Consider the following 20,893-nt stretch of genomic DNA (forward strand, 5'->3'; position numbering starts at 1 on the left):
CGCAGCATCGCCTCCGGGAAATGTGCCGGACCTGATGTATCGGCGTGGCTTTATCCCGGGAGCGGCGCTTGACGCGCCTTGCCCGGGCTACGGGACCGTGCGTTCTGCGAGTTTGGTAGCCCGGACAGGTGCGCAGCACCGCCTCCGGGAAACAACCCGCACAAATCCCTTACTTCGCCAGGCTCGCGAAACGGGTGAATACTGCATCAAAAATCGCCAGGCCTTTTGCTACCTGCTCAGCGCTGATGGTGCACGGCGGCACCACGTGAATGCGGTTTTCCACCACAAACGCCAGCAGACCGGCTTCGGTTAACGCGCCCTTAATCGCCGCCATATCCGCAGCGGTCAGCGGCGTTTTCTGCTCGCGGCTGCTGACCAGCTCCAGTGCCTGGAACAGACCACGACCGCGGACGTTGCCGATAATCGCGTGTTTCTCCGCCAGCGCTTCCAGCCCCGGGCGCAGCACCTCATTGCCCATCATTGCCGCATTCTCCACAACCTTCTCTTCTTTCATCGCGTCAATGGTGGCGACAATCGCCGCCATCGCCAGCGGATGGCCGGAATAGGTCAGCCCTCCGGCAAAGAAATGGTCGTCAAAATAGCGGGCAATCGGTTCGCTAATCAGCACGCCGCCCGCCGGAACATAACCGGCGTTAACTCCTTTAGCAAAGGTCACCAGATCCGGTACCACGCCATCCTGCTCGAAGGCAAACCAACTGCCGGTACGGCCAAAACCGGCCATTACCTCATCGAGGATCAGCACAATACCAAACTCGTCGGCCAGCGCACGCACGCCTTGCATATAGCCATCCGGCGGCACCAGAATTCCGGCGGTACCCGGAATGGATTCCAGCAGAATTGCGGCAATCGCGTTAGGACCTTCGCACTCAATCATCCGTCGCAGATGCGCCAGCGCGCGCTGGCACTCCTCCTCTTCCGTCGTGGCGTTGAACTCGCTGCGGTAGAGATAGGGGTTGAAGAAGTGAACGTGGCCGCGCGAATACTCGTTCGGCACGCGACGCCAGTCGCCGGTAGCGGCAATCGCGCTGCCGGTATTACCGTGATAGGAACGGTAGGCAGAGAGCACTTTATCGCGCCCAGTATAGAGCCGAGCCATGCGGATGGCGTTCTCGTTGGCATCCGCTCCGGCGTTGGTGAAGAACACTTTGCTAAAGCCTTCCGGCGCCAGCTCGACGATACGTTTCGCCGCTTCGCCACGGGCGAGGTTGGCGGTGGCAGGCGCGATGGTCACCAGCTCTTCCAGTTGCGCTTTCATTGCCGCCAGCACGCGAGGATGCTGATAGCCAATATTGACGTTGACCAACTGGCTGCTGAAATCAAGGTACGTATTGCCTTCGTAATCCCACAGCTCGCAGCCTTTGGCCCCGGCGATCACCAGCGGATGTAAATTGCCCTGCATCGACCATGAATGAAATACGTAGGCGCGATCCAGCTGCCGAACTTCATCATTGCTTACCGCTACATCGTTCTGTATTGCCAGCTTCATACCCTGCCCTCTCTCATGTCGTTGTTGTTGGCATCATCATTGGCTGCGCCTGAGAAAAACGGATAGAGCCAGTACGGCGAAAATGATGTGACACCGTGTCACATCGCCGCGCTCCGACTGGCCCTGTGCCCACGCGCGCGGCGTTTTTATAGTGGGAGCGACAACCTGCACAGGAGAATGAAATGGCAACGAGCAAAGTGGTGTTTATTACCGGGGCGACCTCGGGTTTTGGGGAAGCGGCGGCGCAGGTTTTCGCCGATGCGGGCTGGTCGCTGGTACTGAGCGGACGCCGTGTTGAGCGGCTGAAGACGTTAGCGGATAAGCTCAGCGCTAAGGTCCCGGTGCATATTATCGAACTCGACGTACGCGATAGCGATGCGGTTGCCGCGGCCGTGGCAGCGCTGCCCGCTGAATTCGCCGATATCACCACGTTGATTAACAACGCCGGGCTGGCGCTGTCGCCGCAGCCAGCGCAGAAAGTGGAGCTGGAAGACTGGAAAACGATGATCGACACCAACGTCACCGGTCTGGTCAACGTGACCCACGCCCTGCTGCCGACGCTGATTAACCACGGCGCGGGCGCGAGCATCATTAATATCGGCTCTATCGCCGGGCAGTGGCCCTATCCAGGCAGCCACGTCTACGGCGCCAGCAAGGCTTTCGTGAAGCAGTTCAGCTACAACCTGCGCTGCGACCTGCTCGGCACCGGTGTGCGCGTGACCGACCTCGCGCCGGGGATTGCCGAAACGGAATTTACCCTGGTGCGCACCAAAGGTGACCAGGCGGCGTCGGATAATCTTTATCGCGGCACCACGCCGCTGAGCGCGCTGGATATTGCCGAGCAGATGTTTTATATCGCCACGCTGCCGGACCATATGAATATCAATCGGGTGGAAGTGATGCCGGTACGTCAAGCCTGGCAGCCGTTCGCAATCGACCGGGATTGAGGTTTTGGTAGCCCGGACAGGCGCGTCAAGCGCCGCCTCCGGGAAGATTTTCATGCAGCAACTGAATCCCCCTTGAAACAGAAAAACTCACAGCGATGCCCTGGCGCCCGCTGAAATCGGCGAACCGGAGGTCCGAAGACAAGGGCTGGCCGCCAGGGATGGCGGACAGAGGCGAATCGAGACATGGACAAAATTGCCCGGAGCAATTTTGAACAGTGCTTGCGCTGGCCCCGGAGGGGCGAGTCCCAGGGATGGGACGAGTAGTGTCGAGTTGAGCCGACCGCAGGCTGAGGACCGGGAGGTGAGCGCAGTGCGCAGCACCGATTTCTTTGCGGGACCGCGGGGATTGTAAAGGGGGAGACGGTTTTCTCCCCCTTTACCCGTTCACGTTCGACAGAAATACATTTTCTGCGGGATAGCGGTGAACGGAATCCATATACATTCCCGGAGGCGGCGCTTGACGCGCCTGTCCGGGCTACAAAACCGCAGAGCCGTAGCCAGCCGCAACCCGGGGTTAACTGTTATCGGCTGCTCTGTAAAAACTGCCTGACGCGCTCGGAATCCGGGTTGGTGAAAAACTTCTCCGGCGGCGCTTTCTCAATCAACAACCCCTTCTCAAGAAACACCACTTCATCCGATACCTGACGTGCAAAGTCCATCTCGTGGGTCACCACCACCATGGTGTAACCCTCGGCGGCCAGCGCTTTCATCACGCCCAGCACCTCATTGACCAGTTCGGGATCGAGGGCCGATGTTGGCTCGTCAAATAAAATCACCTCCGGCGACATCGCCAGCGAGCGGGCAATCGCCACCCTCTGCTTCTGTCCACCTGAGAGCGTGATGGGGTAAACGTCGGCTTTATGCGCCATCCCCACTTTCTCCAGTTGCTGCATGGCAATAGCTTTCGCTTCATCACGCTTCATTCCCTTCACGTGCAGCAGCGCTTCGCTGACGTTCTGCTGTACGGTCAGGTGCGGCCATAGGTTAAAGCTCTGAAACACCATCCCGACCCGCTCGCGGATTTTCGACAGCTGCCGATGGGACATGGCCCGGCCATTATGTTCATCAATACCCAGCCGCTGGCCGCTGATGCGCACCTCGCCGCGATCCGGCTGCTCCAGCCAGTTCATGCAGCGCAGCAGTGTTGATTTACCAGAACCCGACGAACCAAGAATGCTCACCACGGTCCCCTTCTCTACCGTCAGATTGATATCACGCAGAACTTCAACGTTATCAAACTGTTTAGAAACGTTTTTGACGCTTACAGCAGTCGTATCATGCATGGCTCATTCCTCTTCTGGCTCCCCAGGCGCTCAGACGTTTAATCAGCAGTTCCAGCAGAATGCTGACAGCCCAGTAGAGTCCAATCGCGACGATAAAGGCGTTAAACGGGATAAAATAAGTGGCCTGCACGCTGTTGGCCGCAGCGGTTATCTCCTGGACGGTGATAATGCTGAGAAAAGCGGTGTCTTTCAGGCAAATAATCAGTTGGTTACCCATCAACGGTAATGCGGAAGACAGGATATTGGGCAGAATAATGCGGCGGAATATTTTGTAGCGTGAAAAACCCTGCGCCACCGCGGCTTCTATATAGCCACCTGAAAATACCCGGCGCTGACTGCGCAATATTTCAAAGAAATAAGCGCCGTGATAGATAATTAAGGCAATCAGCCCAGCGGTCCACGCCTCCATACTGATACCGACTTCCGGCAGGCCGTAATAGAGCAAATAGGCCAGTATCAAAAATGGAATGGCCCGCATTAAACTGACAAAGCCAATAATAAGCCGGTTAAGCGTTTTCTTTTGATATTCGGTTAAATAGCACAGCGCAATCCCGATAATTAATCCGGCAATGGCTGCGGTAATAAATAGCTCAAGGGTGGCGAGTAAACCGGCAATAAAGCTGTCGCGCACCGACCAGATAACGGCCCACTGATTCATAGCACCTCCTGTATTTATCGCGCCAGACGTTTCGCTTTACGCTCCGCCATCCCCTGCAGTTTCAGCAGCAGACCAATGATCACCACGTACAGCAGGCCCGCCGCCAGAATCGGCGAAAGAGGTTCATAGGTGACCGAAGAAATTCGGTTCGTTACGCGGGTCAAATCCACCACGCCAATCACCGCAATCGCCGGGCTGCCTTTTATCAGGAACGACATTTCGTTGACCAGCGCGGGTAGGCTCTCAATCCACATTTGCGGCAGCATGATATAGCGGAAGTAAGGCCAGCGACGCATCCCCACCGACTCCGCCGCTTCCCGCTGCTCGCGGGGGAAAGTACGAAAAGCGTTGCGCCAGATTTCGGCGTTGAAGGCCGAAGTATTGAGCGTCAGCGCCACAATCGCCGCGACGTTTTTATCGAGGTTAATCCCGACCGTCGGCAGAGAAAGAAACAGGAACAGCACCAGCGTCACCAGCGGCGTAGCGCGGGCCAGACTGATATAGACCACCAGCAGCTGATCGATAACCGGTACGCGTAGCATTCGCACCAGCGCAATCAGCAGGCCAATCACCACGCCAAAGGCGATGGCGATGGCCGAAATCCAGAGGGTCGTCCATGCGCCTTCAATCAGTAACTGCCAGGAAATTGCATCCATGAAGCCCTCCTTCACACCTTAACAGGCGGCGGTGACCCGCCGCAGAACACATTACAGACCGGCTAATTTATGAAACTGTTCCGGGCTGGTAATCGCTTCGGTCGGCAGGTCGTCATAAGTTTCGCCAAACCACTTTTTCTGCAGCTCGGCGAGCTTGCCGGTTTCCTTCATGTGGTTCATAAATTTGGTCATATAGGCCAGCAGTTGCGGCGAGTTTTTCGGGATCGGCCACGCCATATAGCCCGGACCGGAAACCGCCAGACCTTTGGCGAATACCTTTGGCTTAGCCTTCGCCAGGTCGTTGACCGAAATAACCACGTTAATCACGTAATCGAGGCGTTTGTTGGCGAGGTCGGCATAGGCTTCAGGGTAGGAAGGATATTCCACCACCGGCCCCAGTTTACCGCCGGTTTTCTCCAGCATCGCTTTCAGTTCCGGCAGACGCGCCAGCAGCGCGCTGCCCGCCTGAACGCCCACTTTTTTACCGCTCAGACTCGCAATCGTATCCAGTGAATTATCGCCAGCGCGTTTGACAAAATAGTGCTGTGCTGAAGCCCACGGCGGCGTGAAATCAAAGACTTTCAGGCGGTCGTCGGTAATCACCGCGCCGGTTAACGCCATATCGTACTGACCGGTGGAGACCGCCGCTAATAATCCGGTCCACGGCAAAATGCTCTGATCGACATTGAATTTCGCGTATTTACGTAATTCATCGAGCATATCTTTGTTAAAGCCATCCGCCTGGCCGTTATTCATAAAGTTAAACGGCGCGTAATCATCTTCGGTCGCGACTTTCAATGTGCCGGATTTTTCTATTTCCGGAAGATCGGCGGCAACTGCGTGATAAGAAAAGGCCATCGCCATGATGGCGCCAAGACACATTGAACCTAATGATTTTTTCATCAATCCACCCCTAATTAATTCGCCAGACGTGTTCATTCCAGAACATGAAAAGGTTTTGCAAAATATGTGCCGACGGAAGTTCCGGTCCGCGACTGATGAATACATTTTTAATTTAGGAACGGTTTTAAATTTCCAGATAGAGCCAGATTCACCGCGTGGATGTGTCAGTCATTTTCAGGATGGTATGGAATTTGCTCCAGTTCATGCACAGAGCGTTTGCGTAAGGAGCTAAGCATGATCCGACACCTGTTACACGTTGATTTCGACCCGCGCCGCGGTTTGCAGGAGCAGGTGCGCGAGACGCTGATTAACGCCATTCTGGGCGGTATTTTTTCCGCCGACATGCCGCTTCCCTCCTGCCGCCAGCTGGCCAGCCAGCTGCGGGTGTCGCGTAACACCACGGCGCTGGTTTTTGAGGGGCTGGTGAACGAGGGATATCTGGTAAGTCGCCCGCGTAGCGGGTATTACCTGCACCCGGATTATCAGCACGCTTCCCCTTCCACTGCGCCGGAAGCTGCACCGCAGGACGAAGGTTCTGCACCACGCTGGGGCACGCGGCTGCAAATCACCCCCAGCCAGCAGGAGTCGATTCTGAAACCGGCGGGCTGGATGAACTACCGCTACCCGTTTATCTACGGTCAGCCGGATACCCGCCAGTTTCCGCTGGCGACATGGCGTTCAGCGGCTAACTGGCTGCATGGCGGGGTGCGCGATCCGGCGTGGGTGGTGGACCATATCGACCAGGACGTGCCGATGCTGATTGAGCAAATCCGCACCCGGGTACTGCCCAAGCGCGGCATTGTCGCCGCGCCGGATGAGATCCTGATTACCCTCGGTTCACAAAACGCGCTCTATCTGCTGACCCGCCTGCTGATGTCGTCGAAGACGCGAGTCGGCGTGGAGAACCCCTGTTTTCGCGAGGCCATCAACACCTTCCTGCTTGCCGATACGGATATCGTGCCGCACCCGGTGGATGAACAGGGGATCGTCCTCAACGATACGCCCTGCGATTACTACTATGTGACCCCCGGCCACCAGGTACCGACCGGCGTGGCGATGAGCAAGGCGCGGCGTAGCCAACTGCTGGAGCATGCTGCTCGCCATGATGCGGTCATTATTGAGGACGATTACGACTCGGAAAGTAACTTTATGCTTAACCCGCTTCCGGCGCTGAAGGCCAGCGATCGCAGCGGAAGAGTGGTCTACGTCAGCAGCCTGTCAAAGGCGCTGTCACCGGGTCTGCGGCTGGGCTTTATGGTCGCCGACCCGGACCTGATTGATGAAGCGCGGGCGCTGCGGCGGCTGGTATATCGCCATCCGCCGACCAATATTCAGTATCAGATGGCGCATTTCCTCGCCCAGGGCCACTATGAAACGCACCTGCGGCGCTACCATTACGACTCGGCCCAGCGCTGGGACAGGCTCAATAACGCGCTGCAACATCATCTGCCGGAATGCCGAATCATCCCCGGCAGCGAACATGCCAACGCGTTCTGGTTAGCCACGCCAGAGCAAATCAATACTCAGCAGTTGACCTGGCGCGCCGCCCACGCCGGGGTACTGATTGAACCCGGCGCGCGGCATTTTCTTAGCGACGCGCCGCCGGATAACTTCTTCCGCATGGGTTTCCATGCCATTAACCCTGACGCCATCGAGCAGGGGGTTGAAGTGCTGCGCGGTCAGTTGGCGCAGATGGGTTAGCGGTATTGTTCAAACTCTACGGCTTCGAGCACGCTGAGCAGCGCCGCACGCAGGCTATCAAGAGGAACGGATCCGAGGGCAATACGCAGCGCCTGCGGGACGTGGGTGGAAACACAAAACGGCTCGGCAGTCGAAACGGAAATATTACGCTCCATCAGCGTTTTCACCAGCCGATCGGCCCGGCTCTCCTCAGCAAGCGGCAGCCAAAGAAAGTACGAATCCGGATGGCTCACTAAGGGAAGCGCACCGAGAACCTCACGGGCAACCCGCTGCCGCTGCCGCGCATCCTGTCGTTTCTGCGTTTCAAAGCGTGCAACCGTGCCGTCTTCAATCCAGGCGCAGACCAGCGAACTCATCAGCGAAGGGGTATTCCACGTCGTGGCGCGGATAGCGCGCTCAATCTCGGGTCGGCAGTGCGACGGGCAGATAACCGCCCCCACGCGCAGACCAGTAGCTACATTTTTGGAAAAACCGGTGACATAGACCGTTCTTTCCGGCGCATAGCTGGCCACCGGGGGCGGCGGATGACTAACCAGCCTGGCGTATGCGGCATCTTCAATAATCAGCAGATCGTGCTGGCGCGCAAGATCTGTCAGCACTTGCCGCTGGCGAAGACTGAGCACCCAGCCGAGCGGATTATGCAGCGTCGGCATGGTATAAACCGCCCGTACGTGCCGCTGCTGGCATAGTTGATGAAGCGCATGGAGATCCGGTCCCTCGGCGCTACAGGGAATTGCCACCAGCTCCAGATGATACATCGCCGCCAAAACCTTAAAGCCCGAGTAGGTTAGCGCATCCACCGCAACCACATCGCCCGGTCGCAGAAGCCCCATCACGGTCACCGCCAGCCCGTGCTGAGCGCCGTTGACGATCAGCACATTTTCCGCGTCAGGAGCAAAGCGGTTGCCGGTCAAATGACGAGCGATAATTTCACGCTCTGCGAGCCGCCCGGCATGGGGTTGATAGCGCAGGTGAGAGTCAATATCCCCCGCCATCGCAAGCTGCCTGAGCGCCTCGCGCAGCGCATCCCCTTGCCCCGGCAGCGAAGGATAGTTGAAGTTCAGATCTACGACATCGGCAGCTATCACCTGCTGATCGACGCCATGCCCCGGCGGGAGCGAGATGTCGCGTACAAAGGTTCCGCGCCCGGTTTCACCGCTGACCAGACCCATTGCCTCCAGTTCGTGATACACGCGCGTGGCCGTGGCCAGCGAGATATGTTCATCTGCCGCAAGGGAGCGATGCGTTGGCAGACGGGTTCCGGCGGACATCTGCCCGCTATGAATCGCCTGCGCGTAGCGATCAACAATGGCTTTGTATCGGGCTTTCATCGGTGAATGTATCTATGACAATAATTTGATTGTATTAGATTGAGCACACTACCATCACCTCAGACATTGCTCAAGTCAGTACAGCACATCCAATATAGCGAGGTTAACGTGGTAGATTCAGCGGTTCACAAAACAGATCCGGGATCATGGTCGGGATGGCTCAACGGTTTACTGGGGGTCATTATTTTTAGCGGCTCGCTGCCCGCGACGCGTCTGGCGGTGCTGGATATGGACCCGTTCATGCTGACTTATCTGCGCGCCTCTATCGCCGGGATTCTGGCCATCGTCCTGGTGGTGAGTTTTCGCCAGAAACGCCCGCGCCTGTCGCAGCTTGTCCCGCTGGTGATTGTCTCATTGGGCGTGGTGATTGGTTTTCCGCTGCTGACGGCGCTGGCCCTGCGGCATGTTAGTTCTGCGCATTCGATAGTTTTCATCGGGCTATTACCGCTGATGACGGCAATTTTTGGCGTGCTGCGTGGCGGGGAACGTCCACGTCGCGCGTTCTGGGCTTTTTCTATTATTGGTAGCCTGCTGGTGGCGGGATTCGCGCTAACGCAAAATGCGGTCACGTCGCTCATCGGCGATCTGCTGATGCTTGCGGCGGTTATCGCCTGCGGCCTGGGCTATGCCGAGGGGGCAAAGCTGACGAGGGAGCTTGGTGGCTGGCAGGTGATTAGCTGGGCGTTGATTATTGCGCTGCCTTTTATGCTGGTTGCCTCCTTGATGACCCAGCCAGCGTCATGGAGCGCGATATCGGCATCAGCCTGGGCCGCGCTCGGCTATGTGTCGCTCTTCAGCATGCTGATTGGTTTTATCTTCTGGTACAAAGGGCTGGCTATTGGCGGTATCGCCGCCGTCGGTCAGCTTCAGCTACTACAACCATTCTTCGGGCTGGCTCTGTCGGCAGCGCTTTTGCACGAAACCGTGAGCCCAGTGATGTTGGCGGTGACATTGGGGGTGGTTCTGTGCGTTGTCGGCTCGCGTAAATTTAGCCGCTAAAGAAGTTCCCGGAGAAGGGGTCTGGTAGCCCGGACAGGCGCGTCAAGCGCCGCCTCCGGGAATGTATATGGATTCCGTTCACCGCTATCCCGCAGAAAATGTATTTCTGTCGAACGTGAACGGGTAAAGGGGGAGAAAACCGTCTCCCCCTTTACAATCCCCGCGGTCCCGCAAAGAAATCGGTGCTGCGCACTGCGCTCACCTCCCGGTCCTCAGCCTGCGGTCGGCTCAACTCGACATCACTGTCTCGATTCGCCTCTGTCCGCCATCCCTGGCGGCCAGCCCTTGTCTTCGGACCTCCGGTTCGCCGATTTCAGCGGGCGCCAGGGCATCGCTGTGAGTTTTTCTGTTTCAAGGGGGATTCAGTTGCTGCATGAAAATCTCCCCGAAGGCGGCGCTTGACGCGCCTGTCCGGGCTACAAAATCATAGACGGCTGGAAACACGTAGCCCCGGTAAGCGCAGCGCGACCGGGGAGAACGACGGTCTACACCGCCCGCGCGTACTGCAGCATCACCTGCAGCAGCACGTTTGCCCCTGCCTCAACATGTTCCGGGGAAGCATACTCAATTTCGTTATGGCTGATGCCGTCCTTGCAGGGGATAAAAATCATCCCGGTCGGCGCCAGATAGCTCATATACACCGCGTCATGACCAGCACCGGACACAATCTCCCGTGCAGGATACCCCAGACGCTGCGCGGCTCCGGCAATCGCCGTCTGGCAATCCGGGTGGAACGGTGCTGCCGGATAGTGGCTCACCTCTTTCAGGGCCACCTTCAGGCCGCTCTCCTGCTCGACGCTGCCGATAAACTCGCGCAGTTGGCGGTCCATCTCATCCACCAGCGCATCGCTCAGATTGCGCATATCAATCGAAAAAGTCACCTCGCCCGGCACCACGTTGCGGCTGTTCGGATAGACCTGAACCATCCCTACCGTACCGCGCCCCTCTTCGCTGCGTCCGGCAATCGCCACCACCTCCTGCATAATGCGGGTCGCGACCTGTAACGCATCCTGGCGCAGGCGCATCGGCGTCGGCCCGGCGTGGGACTCCTGACCGGTTACCACGCAGTCATACCAGCGAATACCCAGCACACCCTGCACGATACCAATGATTTTCTCTTCATCTTCCAGAATCGGCCCCTGCTCGATATGTGCTTCGAAGTAAGCGCCAATCGGATGGTCGCCTGGCACCTGGCTGCCGATATAGCCGATGCGCGCCAGCTCCTCGCCCACGGTTTTGCCTTCCGCATCCTTCGCCGTGTAGATAGTCTCCAGCGGAAATACCCCGGCAAACACCCCGGAACCCATCATCACCGGCACAAAACGCGAACCCTCTTCATTGGTCCAGAACACCACTTCAATCGGCGCGTCGGTTTCAATCTCCAGATCGTTCAGGGTACGCACCACCTCCAGCGCCGCCAGCACACCGTAGTTACCGTCAAATTTGCCGCCGGTTGGCTGGGTATCAATATGGCTACCGGAAACAATCGGCGGCAGCGCCGGATTACGCCCTTCCCGACGCATAAAGACGTTGCCGATTTTATCTACGGTGACGCTCATCCCGGCCGCCTGCGCCCAGCTAATGACCAGATCGCGCCCCTGCCGGTCGAGATCAGTGAGCGTCAGACGACAGCAGCCCCCCTTCGGCGTGGCACCGATTTCCGCCAGCGTCATTAGCGAATCCCACAGGCGCTCGCCATTAACACGGCTATCGGTGGTCTCAGTCATCGGGGTAAAAAGGACATCACTGCTCATTTCGGTCTCCTTGCATAAACGCGGTGGCCAGCTCAACCAGCAGGCGATCGCTGCCGCGTGGCCCTAAAAATGAAATCCCCAGCGGTAAACCGCCCACCTGAGTAACCGGCAGCGTCACCTGCGGACGCCGGGTCATTACGGAAATTAACAGCAGGTCGTGGGACAGGCGGCGAACCGCTTCTATCTCTTCAGCCTGCGCCGTCAGCAGCGGCGCGCCGTCGGGAACCGTTGGCATCACCAGCACCGCATCGCCGAGCTGTGCGTCCCACCAGGCGCTAAACCGTTCGCGCAACTGACAGGCGGTTTCAAACTGCTCGCGAGTCACCGCTTTGCCCCAAAAGAAGCGTTCGCGCACATCCGGTCCCAATTGCAAGCCGTAGCGCTCAATAGTTTCCCCCTGCGCCTGCCACGCTTCGTAGCCCTGAATCTGGCGGAAGGCGAGATAGATATCGTCCACCTCCGGCAGCGATTCGCTCAAGGGTGAAACCGTGCCAAAAAAGTGCCCCAGCCGCTGGCGAACCGGTAGCAGGGCCTGCTGACTGCACGGCGGCAGACGGGAAAAAAGCCCATCATGGCTGGCCAGCCGAACGCGGCTAATATCCACTCTCTCATCACTGAACAGACAGGCGGCAACGGCAGAAAAGACTTCCGGCGAGCGGGTGAAGAAGCCGCAGGTGTCCATGGTGGCACACAGCGGCTGACAGCCGTCGAGGGAGATTCTCCCGTGGGTCGGACGCAGGCCGTACAATCCGCAATAGCTGGCGGGAGTGCGTACCGAGCCGCCGGTATCGCTACCGAGGGCAAAATCACAGGCATCGTTCGATACCGCCGACGCCGAGCCGGACGAAGAGCCGCCGGGAATATGATTGGGCGCGGCCCCGTTGCGCGGGGTGCCATAATGCACGTTGTGCCCGCTCATCGAATACGCCAGCTCGCTGGTATGGGTTTTACCGATAAAGCGCGCGCCGTTATCCAGCAGCGTTTGCACCACCGGGGCGGTGCGTTTTTTAATTCCGGACAGCGCCAGCAGGTGCGGATTGCCGCCGCCGGTCGGGTAGCCCGCCACGTCGAACAAATCTTTGACCGCAAAGGTCAGCCCGCTCAGCGGTCCGCTTAAGGCATGCGCCACCGGGTGCGCCGGATAGGGCATAAAGGCGCGAAGGTCATCCTGCATGTTAGTCTCCTCTGTGATTCAGGCGTAAAGCGCCTGGTTTTCAACGGATGCATTCAGCTCCCGCCAGCGATGGCAGCTCACCACGTGACGCGACCCTACCTGTTCTGTCGTTGGTTGGCTCTCAGCGCAGGCCGGTCGCGCGTGCGGGCAGCGCTCGGCAAAGGCACAGCCAGGCGGCAGGCGCGAGAGATCGGGCGGCGAACCAGGGATGCAGTGCAGCGCGTCGCCCTTTTTCAGCCCCTCTTTCGGACGGCTACCTAACAGCACCTGGGTATAAGGATGGCGAGGACGATATAAAATGTCCTCAATCGACGCCTCTTCAACGATGCGCCCGGCGTACATCACCGCCACCCGGTCGGCAATCTCCACTGCCGCGCCGATATCGTGAGTCACGAAGATAATCGACAGATCGCGCTGCTTTTGCTGCTCGCGCAGCAGGATCAGGATCTGGATTTGCACCGTCGCATCCAGCGCGGTGGTCGGCTCATCCGCCAGCAGCAGCTGCGGATTGCAGGAGAGCGCAAGAGCAATCATTGCTCGCTGGCGCATCCCGCCGGACATCTCGTGCGGATAGGCGTCCAGCCGCCGCTCGGGGCTGGGGATGCGCACCTGGCGCAGCGCTTCCAACGCCCGCTCCAGCGCAGCCTGACGCGACAACCCTTCGTGGCGGCGCAGCCCCTCAACAATCTGCTGTCCAACGGTATAGACCGGGTCGAACGCCAGCAGCGGCTCCTGAAAAATCATCGCACAGCGCGCGCCGCGATAGCGCCGTAGCTGCGCGGCGCTCATAGACAGCACCTCTTCCTCTCCGACTTTCAGGGTACCGGAAAGCACACTGCTTTTCGGCGGATGCAGCCGCATCAGGGCGCGCAGAGTGACGCTTTTCCCGGAGCCGGATTCGCCGATCAACGCCATCACCTCGCCCTTTTGCACATCAAAGGAGACGCCGTTAACCGCGTTGACCGTCTGGCCGTCGCGGCGAAACTCCACCCGCAGGTCGCGGATATGGACATAAGCTTCATGCGACATGGCTCACCTCCTGGATGACGATATTCTGATGCCAGGGCGACGCGGGCTGCGCCATCAGGCAGGCGCTTTGATGTCCTTCACCGACGCTTTCAAGCTTTGGCTTCACCTGCGAGCACACCGCTCTGGCATGCGGACAGCGGGTATGAAACCGGCAGCCGGAAGGGGGTGAAATCGGGCTGGGCGGATCGCCGCTCAGCGGGGAGGTTAAGGTGCGATGTTGCGGATCCATCGACGGCATCGAGCTTAATAACGCGCGGGTATAAGGGTGCGCCGAGGCGGTAAACAGCTGCTCCGCCGGGCCAATCTCCACCACCTCGCCGAGGTACATCACCAGAATGCGATCTGACAGCCAGCGCACCACGTGCAGATCGTGACTGATAAACACATAGGTCAGCGCCAGCGTTCGCTTAAGCTCCTGCAACAATTGCAGCACCTGGGCTTCAACCGATTTATCCAGCGCCGAGACCGCTTCATCGAGAATGACCAGCCGGGGCTTCATCGCCAGCGCGCGGGCGATGTTGACGCGCTGGCGCTGGCCGCCGGAGAGCGCGTGCGGGTAGCGATGGGCAAAGCGCCCAGGCTCAAGGCCGACATGCGCCAGCAGATAGCGTGCATATTCGCTGGCCTCTTTGGCGCTAACGCCGTGTACCCGCTGGCCGAACGCGATGCTCTCTTCCATGGTCATGCGCGGATTCAGCGACGCGTAGCTATCCTGAAAGACCATCTGCACCTGACGGCGATACTCTTTCATCGGCAGACGCGATGAGCCGACCTCCAGGCCATCAAAAATCAGCTCGCCGCTATCCTGCTTAAGCAGTTGCATCAGCAGCCGGGCGGTGGTTGATTTACCGCAGCCCGACTCCCCTACTACACCAAGGGTTTCGCCTTTGACCACCGTAAAGCTAACGTCATCCACCGCCTGCACCACTTCGCGCTTTTTGCCGCCACCGGCAGGAAAATGTTTCAGCAGATTGTTGACCTTCAACAGCGGCTGAGCCGGTCCGCCGAGGTCGATATTGATAAAGGGTTGCATCGCTTACTCCTTAATCGCCATTGCCGCGCGCAGGCGGTCCGCGAGGATATTGAACGAAATGGAGGTGATAAAAATCATCAGGCCGGGCAGCGCCGCCACCCACGGCTGGGTATAGATTGCCGTGCGCAGGGTGTTGAGCATCAGCCCCCACTCAGGCTCAGGCGGGCGAACGCCAAGACCCAGAAAAGAGAGGCCGGAAGCGAGGATCATGCACACCGAAATCAACCCGGTAGAAAAGACGAAAATCGGCCCTAAAACGTTGCCCAGCACCTGCACGCGAATAATAGTGAACGCGCTGGCCCCGGTGGCGCGGGCGGCGTCGATATAATCCATATGCCGCACCTGGGCGGTGACGCTTTCGGCGATACGCGCCACCTGGGGGACAAATACCAGGGTCAGCGACAGCAGCGCGTTGCCAATACCCGCCCCCAGCGCACCGGAGAGCGCTATCGCCAGCAGAACCGAGGGAAACGCATAAAACACGTCGACGGTGCGCATAATAAGGGTGTTGGTTTTACCGCCCGCATATCCGGCGATAATGCCGATCGCGCCGCCGATAAAAAAGGCGAACACCACCGGAACGATGCCCATAAACAGCGACAGGCGGGTGCCGAGAATCAGCCTTGAGAGCATATCGCGCCCCAGTTCATCGGAGCCCAGCACAAAGCCGTCGGAGCCAATCGGTTTAAGGCGTAGAAACATCGATGTCTGATAAGGGTCTTTGACTATCAGCCACGGACCAAACAGCGCCAGCGCCAGCAGAATCAGAATGATCGCCCCAACAAAGACCCCGCCGGGGTCGCGCAGCAGTCGGCTAAACACGCCGCGCCAGTAGCCTTGTCTGGCGACCGTCGTTGCAGAAACGGGAATGCCTTTGGTTGTCACGGTATCCACCATCGTCAGCTCCTCTTAATTCGCGGGTCGAGAGTGGTTTGCAGAATATCCACCAGCAGATTGAGCAGCACAAAGAACAGCGCCAGCACCCAGATGGTGCCCTGCAATAGCGGCAGGTCACGCTGGAAAATGGCGGTGTTCAGCAGCATCCCGGTACCGGGCCAGGAGAAGACGGTTTCCACCAGAATCGAGCCGCCCATCAGATAGCCAACCTGCAGGCCCATTACCGCCAGCGCGGTCGGGGCGGCGTTTTTCACCACGTGCAGAAAGATTCGCGACTCGTTAAGCCCCCGGGCGCGCAGGCCGACGATAAACTCCTGGCTAAGAATATCCGCCACTTGCGAACGGACGGTGCGGGCAATAATCCCGGTTGGGATCACCGACAGCGTAAAAGCAGGCAGCAGCATAAACTGCAGATGTTCCCAGTCCCACTGCCAGCCCACCTCGCCAATCGGCCCACCGCCGGTCGCCGGCAGCAGCGCGAGTTTGACGCTAAAAATGATGACCAGCAGCATCCCCAGCCAGTAGTGCGGCACGCTAACGCCAAACACCGACAGCACCGAAGCCAGGCGGTCAATAATGCTGTTACGAAAGTAACCAGCGACAAAACCAAACAGGCTACCCAGCACAAAGCCAATCACCGTCGCCAGCAGCGCCAGACGCAGAGAGTAAGTCACCGCCGTCATCACTTCGCCAATCACCGGGCGCCCGGTGGCGACCGACATGCCTAAGTCTCCGTGCAGCGCCCGCCATAGCCAGTGAACAAACTGCAGCGGCAGCGGTTTATCAAAACCGTAGGCCTGCATTAAGGTCTGACGCAGCGCTTCCGAGGCGTCCGGCGGCATCACCGACACCAGCGGGTCACCCGGTGCTATTTGCACCAGCATAAAACAGATTACCGCCACCCCAAGCATGGTGGGGACGGCCAGCAGGATGCGATATAGCAGCGTATTGATCATCTCTTGCTCCCGTGACGATTACTCTTTTTTGCTCACCAGACTGAGGTCGATAAACCAGCTTTGCGGCTGTACCACCCCGGTGACGGCAGGTGATATCGCCCGTGGCCCGACGTCGTGGGCAACGAACAGGAACGGCACCTGATCGACCAGCGCGGCGTGCAGTTCACCGGCGGCTTTATCCATTTCAGCCGGAGTAAAGGCGTGCTTCACCGCCGTGGCCAGCTTTTCGGTTTCCGGGGTCGAGAAGTAGCCCCAGTTCGTTGCGACCGGCGGGAAGGCTTTGGCGGTAGAGAAACGGATCATGCCGAAATAGGGGTCGTTCACCGCGGCGCTGACGTTGATCGCGTCGATCCCCTTCGCGGACGGATCTTTCGCTCCGAGACGCCAGTTGGTAAACAGGGTGTTCCATTCGTTAACTTTGATATCGACGTTAAAGAAGCAGCTTTTCAGGCTCTGCTGGATGTACTCGTTCATCGGCAGCGGCTGCATCTGCCCGGAACCGGATGCCGAAGTGGCAACGGTCACGTGCAGCGGCTTACCGGCGCTATATCCGGCTTCAGTCATCAGCTTGCGGGCGGTGTCCGGGTCATACTTAATCTGGAAAGTGGGCTTACCGTGCCACGGGCTGTCGGCCTCATAGACGCCGGTCGCCTCGGTCATATAGCCGCCGAGATAGCTTTTCAGCTCGGCGCGGTTAAGGCACAGGTTGGCGGCTTTGCGCACGCGAATATCTTTCCACGGCGAGCCCTCTTCGAAGGAGAACTGCCACGGCCACAGGTGCGGCTGGGTATTGGCGTAGATTTTAAAACCCTGGGCTTTGATTTGATCGACCGCGTCCGGGGCCGGGGCTTCAATCCAGTCCACCTGCTTTGAGAGCAGCGCCGCGGTGCGGGCGTTGGCTTCCGGCAGCGGGATCAGCACCACTTTATCCACCCGAGGAATGCGATCTTTGTTCCAGTAGTCGGGGTTTTTGTCGAGGATCAGCTGCTGGCGGGGAACCAGTTTTTCCATTTTAAACGGGCCGCTGCCCACCGCATGGGCGGCGAATTCAGTCCATGCCTGCTTACTGCGCGCGGCGGTATCGCCGCTGCTTGCCGGTACCGCGTCATACAGCTTCTGCCACGCCGTCGGGGAAACGATAAACAGGTTGGTGATATTGTACGGCAGTAGCGCATCCGGCTCGGAGGTGGTCAACACCACGGTGTGGTCGTCAATCTTCTGCGCACCGGTCAGGGTCGGCATGCGCGAAAGCGTGTTACCAATCTGGCCCGGAGCGTACTGCGGAGCGGTTTTATTCAGCACTTTATCCACGTTCCAGACAATAGCATCGGCGTTGACCTCCGAGCCATCGTGAAACTTCACTCCCGGGCGCAGGGTGAAAATCCAGCGACTTTGATCTTGCGGGTCAACGTGCCACTCGGTCGCCAGCCCCGGAACCAAGCCGCTGGGCTTTTCTCCTTGCGACAGATCCCACTCAACAAGAGCGTCGTAGAGCGGGATGCCGGTGAAGCGGTTACCTTCAAAACCCTGATCGGGCTGACCGAGGGTTAAAGGGATGTCGGCGGCGGTCATCGCTATCCGCAACGTTGAGGCATGAGCCGGTAAAGCGGCAAACAGCGCCAATGCCCCGCTAACAGCAACGGCGAGATGGCATTTACGTGAGAGTAATTTTTTCTTCAGCATCACATTGTCCCTGTTAAATAAAAGTCGCTATTTAACAGGCAAGATGCATACCAGTTCTGAATCTGCGGGAAATAAGTGTGAAATGGCTTATAAAATAAGAATGACTTATATTATCTTAATGATTTTAATTAAAAAAATAAAACAACCTTATCTTTTTGCACCATCGACGGGAATTGTGTTGCAGGATTGCACCAGCCTTAATATTCCCGGGAGATAATAATCACGCCGCGTCATTTTTTATAAATTAAATTCATAATATACAGCAAATTATCAGCATCAACTGATTCCTTCTATACTCCTGTTATAAAGATAAGGAGGGAATCGCTATGCCCTTACCCGATTTTCATCGCTCCGAGCCTTTTACCCTCGGCATCGAGCTGGAGCTTCAGGTGGTCAATCCGCCGGGCTACGACCTAAGCCAGGACTCTTCCGCGCTTATTGATGAAGTGCAAAACACGCTGAAAGCGGGCGAAGCCAAGCATGACATTACCGAAAGCATGCTGGAAATCGCGACCGGTATCTGCCGCGATATCCATCAGGCCACGGCGCAGCTGGGGGCCATTCAGCAGGCGGTGCTGCGCGCCGCTGCCCACCATCATCTGCAAATATGCGGCGGCGGAACCCACCCGTTTCAAAGCTGGCAGCGCCAGCAGATCAGCGATAACCCGCGCTACCTGAAAACCGTCGAGCACTTTGGCTATCTGGCGAAACAGGCGACAATATTCGGCCAGCACGTACACGTGGGATGCCAAAATGGCGATGATGCGATTTACCTGCTGCACGGCCTGTCGCGCTTTGTGCCACATTTTATTGCGTTAAACGCCGCCTCTCCCTGGCTCGACGGTGCGGATAGCGGTTTTGCCTGTTCGCGGCTGAACCTTTTTGCGGCTTACCCTGACAACGGCCCGATGCCGTGGGTCGACAGCTGGCAGGCCTTTATCGGGCTATTTCGTCGTCTTAGCTATACCAGCATGATCGACAGTATGAAGGATCTGCACTGGGATATTCGCCCAAGTCCGGGTTTTGGTACCGTCGAGGTGCGGGTGATGGACACGCCGCTGACGATAGCCCAGGCGGTGAATATTGCCGGATTTATCCAGATTATCGCCTGCTGGCTGCTGACGGAGCGTCCGTTTAAGCACCAGCCTGAGGATTATTTGCTCTACCCCTTCAACCGCTATCAAGCCTGTCGTTATGGGCTGGATGGCATCAATACCGATGTTCACACGGGTAAACAGCAGTCGTTTCGCGAAGAGATTTTACAACTGGCGGATAAACTGACGCCCTTTGCCCATAAGCTTCAGGCTGACAGCGCACTGGATGCAGTCGTCCGCCAGGCGAAGCAGGATCGCAGTGAATCTCAGCGGATGCGCGAGTTTGTCGCCAACGGCGGATCGCTAATCGGTCTGGTACAGAAGCATTGCGAGATCTGGACGGCGTAGCGGCGATAAAACGGTATACTGCACGCTTTCGTTTTTGTCTGGGATCCTGTCGTGCGCTGTTTATCTCTTCTGCCGTTGTTGCTGTTATCTCTACCTGCGTTCGCCAGCGGAAAATGCTCGCTGACCGATCCGTTGCTGACGCTACAAAGCTATACCGTTAATCCGCAGCGCGAGCGCATTGTCATGTACTGGCAGAAAGAGGATGGCAAAGCCTGGGGATCGCTGCGATCGCTGCTGGCGGATATCAACCAGAACGGACGGGTACAGATGGCGATGAACGGCGGAATTTATGATAAAGCCTATGCGCCGCTGGGGCTGTATATCGAGAAAGGCAGGCAGCTGACGCCACTTAACCGCGCCTCCGGCGGCGGCAATTTTTTTATTCGTCCCGGCGGAGTGTTTTACCTGAAAGGACAAAGCGCGGGCATTGTCAGCCTCGAGAAATTCAAGCCCTCGCCAGCCATCCAGTATGCCGTGCAGTCAGGACCGATGCTGATTGAAAACGGCAAGATCAACTGGCGCCTGAAGCCCTCTGCCAGCTCGCGCAAGCTGCGTAACGGCGTGGGCATCACCCCTGAGGGCAAAGTGGTATTTATGCTTAGCGAGCACGAAACCAATTTCTATGATTTCGCCTGCTACGCGCAGACAAAGCTCAACGTACGCCAGATGCTGTATCTCGATGGCACTATTTCAAAGATGTATCAGAGAGGCGGCAGCGTGCCGTGGCAGTACCACCCGTTCGTCACCATGATCGCAGTGGAGAGCCGGTAGTCAGCATAACATCGCCTGCGGTTTTGTAGCCCGGACAGGCGCGTCAAGCGCCGCCTCCGGGACGGTGTTATAGGGGTTCCGTTCACCACTATTTCGCAGAAAATGTCTCACCGCGGTACGTGAACGGGTAAAGGGGGAGAAAACCGTCTCCCCCTTTACAATCCCCGCG

General features: G+C 58.0%; 18 protein-coding genes. 5 read left to right on the forward strand and 13 right to left on the reverse strand.

The genetic code is table 11. The features are described from left to right. Positions 1-169: 169 nt before the first annotated feature. Positions 170-1,507 (reverse strand): aspartate aminotransferase family protein, encoded by a 1,338-nt coding sequence (locus tag QVF11_RS08265; protein WP_142464080.1) that lies wholly within the window; start codon positions 1,505-1,507, stop codon positions 170-172. Between the two features lie 182 nt (positions 1,508-1,689). Here QVF11_RS08265 and QVF11_RS08270 point away from each other — a divergent pair, with 182 nt between their 5' ends. Beyond that, complete coding sequence (locus tag QVF11_RS08270; protein WP_287856254.1) at positions 1,690-2,454, forward strand: SDR family NAD(P)-dependent oxidoreductase; 765 nt, start codon at positions 1,690-1,692, stop codon at positions 2,452-2,454. A 521-nt stretch (positions 2,455-2,975) separates the two neighbouring features. On the opposite strand, the gene QVF11_RS08275 is transcribed toward QVF11_RS08270, so the two are convergent. The 4 genes from QVF11_RS08275 to QVF11_RS08290 are packed head-to-tail and all read right to left on the reverse strand — an operon-like array spanning position 2,976 to position 5,954. Next, the gene (locus QVF11_RS08275; protein ID WP_287856256.1) at positions 2,976-3,737 is read right to left on the reverse strand and encodes an amino acid ABC transporter ATP-binding protein; all 762 of its coding nucleotides are present in this window, start codon (positions 3,735-3,737) and stop codon (positions 2,976-2,978) included. Then, positions 3,730-4,395: an amino acid ABC transporter permease gene (locus QVF11_RS08280; protein ID WP_112217395.1), complete on the reverse strand. Its 666-nt coding sequence runs from the start codon at positions 4,393-4,395 to the stop codon at positions 3,730-3,732. Before QVF11_RS08280 ends, QVF11_RS08275 begins: the two co-directional genes overlap by 8 nt. A gap of 14 nt (positions 4,396-4,409) precedes the next feature. Next, the gene (locus QVF11_RS08285; RefSeq protein WP_110273235.1) at positions 4,410-5,051 is read right to left on the reverse strand and encodes an amino acid ABC transporter permease; all 642 of its coding nucleotides are present in this window, start codon (positions 5,049-5,051) and stop codon (positions 4,410-4,412) included. Positions 5,052-5,102: 51 nt separating this feature from the next. Then, entirely contained in the window at positions 5,103-5,954 is an 852-nt protein-coding gene (locus QVF11_RS08290; RefSeq protein ID WP_142512076.1) for a transporter substrate-binding domain-containing protein, read from the reverse strand. Between the two features lie 234 nt (positions 5,955-6,188). On the opposite strand from QVF11_RS08290, the gene pdxR reads away from it, so the two are divergent. After that, entirely contained in the window at positions 6,189-7,655 is a 1,467-nt protein-coding gene (pdxR, locus tag QVF11_RS08295) for a MocR-like pyridoxine biosynthesis transcription factor PdxR (protein WP_142512077.1), read from the forward strand. Here pdxR and QVF11_RS08300 read toward each other — a convergent pair. Then, the gene (locus tag QVF11_RS08300; RefSeq protein ID WP_287856261.1) at positions 7,652-8,986 is read right to left on the reverse strand and encodes an aminotransferase-like domain-containing protein; all 1,335 of its coding nucleotides are present in this window, start codon (positions 8,984-8,986) and stop codon (positions 7,652-7,654) included. The two genes, pdxR and QVF11_RS08300, sit on opposite strands and share 4 nt — an antisense overlap. 108 nt (positions 8,987-9,094) lie before the next feature. On the opposite strand from QVF11_RS08300, the gene QVF11_RS08305 reads away from it, so the two are divergent. Then, entirely contained in the window at positions 9,095-9,985 is an 891-nt protein-coding gene (locus QVF11_RS08305; protein WP_287856263.1) for a DMT family transporter, read from the forward strand. Positions 9,986-10,470: 485 nt separating this feature from the next. On the opposite strand, the gene QVF11_RS08310 is transcribed toward QVF11_RS08305, so the two are convergent. The 7 genes from QVF11_RS08310 to QVF11_RS08340 are packed head-to-tail and all read right to left on the reverse strand — an operon-like array spanning position 10,471 to position 18,511. Beyond that, entirely contained in the window at positions 10,471-11,739 is a 1,269-nt protein-coding gene (locus QVF11_RS08310; protein ID WP_287856265.1) for a Zn-dependent hydrolase, read from the reverse strand. After that, on the reverse strand, positions 11,729-12,913 hold the full coding sequence (locus QVF11_RS08315) for an amidase (RefSeq protein ID WP_287856267.1): 1,185 nt from the start codon (positions 12,911-12,913) through the stop codon (positions 11,729-11,731). Before QVF11_RS08315 ends, QVF11_RS08310 begins: the two co-directional genes overlap by 11 nt. An 18-nt stretch (positions 12,914-12,931) precedes the next feature. Beyond that, complete coding sequence (locus QVF11_RS08320) at positions 12,932-13,942, reverse strand: ABC transporter ATP-binding protein (RefSeq protein WP_112217377.1); 1,011 nt, start codon at positions 13,940-13,942, stop codon at positions 12,932-12,934. Beyond that, entirely contained in the window at positions 13,932-14,975 is a 1,044-nt protein-coding gene (locus QVF11_RS08325) for an ABC transporter ATP-binding protein (protein ID WP_139538586.1), read from the reverse strand. Before QVF11_RS08325 ends, QVF11_RS08320 begins: the two co-directional genes overlap by 11 nt. A 3-nt stretch (positions 14,976-14,978) precedes the next feature. Then, positions 14,979-15,872, reverse strand: a complete 894-nt coding sequence (locus tag QVF11_RS08330; protein WP_287856271.1) for an ABC transporter permease — start codon at positions 15,870-15,872, stop codon at positions 14,979-14,981. Positions 15,873-15,874: 2 nt separating this feature from the next. Continuing rightward, entirely contained in the window at positions 15,875-16,828 is a 954-nt protein-coding gene (locus QVF11_RS08335) for an ABC transporter permease (protein WP_112217375.1), read from the reverse strand. An 18-nt stretch (positions 16,829-16,846) separates the two neighbouring features. Beyond that, a complete protein-coding gene (locus QVF11_RS08340; protein ID WP_287856274.1) occupies positions 16,847-18,511 on the reverse strand; it encodes an ABC transporter substrate-binding protein in 1,665 nt (554 codons plus the stop codon). Positions 18,512-18,837: 326 nt separating this feature from the next. On the opposite strand from QVF11_RS08340, the gene QVF11_RS08345 reads away from it, so the two are divergent. Together QVF11_RS08345 and QVF11_RS08350 are read left to right on the forward strand one after the other, a co-directional pair. Beyond that, a complete protein-coding gene (locus QVF11_RS08345) occupies positions 18,838-19,953 on the forward strand; it encodes a YbdK family carboxylate-amine ligase (RefSeq protein ID WP_287856276.1) in 1,116 nt (371 codons plus the stop codon). Between the two features lie 51 nt (positions 19,954-20,004). Continuing rightward, complete coding sequence (locus QVF11_RS08350) at positions 20,005-20,724, forward strand: phosphodiester glycosidase family protein (protein WP_462660397.1); 720 nt, start codon at positions 20,005-20,007, stop codon at positions 20,722-20,724. Positions 20,725-20,893: the final 169 nt, after the last annotated feature.

The sequence above is a fragment of the Klebsiella sp. genome (assembly GCF_027492335.1).
GTDB classification, from domain to species: Bacteria; Pseudomonadota; Gammaproteobacteria; order Enterobacterales; family Enterobacteriaceae; genus Klebsiella; species Klebsiella huaxiensis.